Origin of the sequence: Mesorhizobium sp. M4B.F.Ca.ET.143.01.1.1, from assembly GCF_004792275.1 — a bacterium.
Taxonomy (GTDB): domain Bacteria; phylum Pseudomonadota; class Alphaproteobacteria; order Rhizobiales; family Rhizobiaceae; genus Mesorhizobium; species Mesorhizobium abyssinicae.
This window is the reverse complement of the sequence record NZ_SRSR01000193.1, coordinates 1-339: the sequence shown is the minus strand read 5'-3', so window position 1 is coordinate 339 and position 339 is coordinate 1. Positions and strand designations below refer to the sequence as shown.

At 61.4% G+C, this 339-nt stretch carries 1 protein-coding gene; it reads right to left on the bottom strand.

Annotated features, from left to right (window positions below; translation table 11 throughout):
• Positions 1 to 339 (bottom strand): prolyl oligopeptidase family serine peptidase (locus EN786_RS36585; RefSeq protein ID WP_135910124.1); only part of this gene is annotated, 339 nt, incomplete at both ends.

Sequence of the window (339 nt, the reverse complement as noted above, 5' to 3'; positions counted from 1 at the left end):
CAAGAGTACCGGCGGATAGGCGGCATCCGCCTTGACATGTTGATAGGGCGAATAGGCCGAAAGCCACTGGGCATCTTCCGGCTTTGACGGATCGCCATATTCGGCCATCCACGAAGCGCCCGGCGGCAATTCGGTGTAGCGCAGCATGTCGAGCAGCGGCACTTCGATAATGACGGCGCCGAACAGCTCCGGATGCTGCGTCAGCGACACGCCGGTCAGCAGCCCGCCATTCGAACCGCCCTGAATGCCGAGCGATCCGGCCGTGGCAATGCCGCGTTTGACGATGTCCTGCGCCACTGCGGCGAAATCGTCAAAACCATTCTGGCGATTGCCTTTGAG